The organism is Janthinobacterium sp. FT14W (assembly GCF_009208755.1).
In the GTDB taxonomy this organism is placed as follows: Bacteria; Pseudomonadota; Gammaproteobacteria; order Burkholderiales; family Burkholderiaceae_D; genus Janthinobacterium; species Janthinobacterium violaceinigrum.
Genome location: NZ_WFLL01000200.1, coordinates 1 through 215, shown reverse-complemented (window position 1 = coordinate 215; position 215 = coordinate 1). Strand labels below are relative to the sequence as shown.

Annotated in this window: 1 protein-coding gene; it reads left to right on the top strand. The window is 63.3% G+C overall.

What is annotated here, in order from left to right; genetic code table 11:
- Positions 1-215, top strand: a 215-nt coding sequence (locus tag GCN74_RS28610) for a transposase (protein WP_152259724.1), incomplete at both ends; no start/stop codon positions are given.

Genomic DNA, 215 nt, shown 5'->3' with positions numbered 1-215 from the left:
CACCAGCAAAATCCATGTCTGTGTCGATGGGCACGGTTTGCCGCTGTCCGTTCTTGTCACGGCCGGCCAGTGTAGCGACGCGGCCCATGTCGGACAGCTGCTCGATGCGATTGATGTGCCTCGTCCGAGCCGTGGTCGCCCCCGGAAAAGGCCGTCGAGCGTGCGCGTCGACCGCGCTTATGGTGCTCGGCATTATCGGCAACAGATCCAGGCCA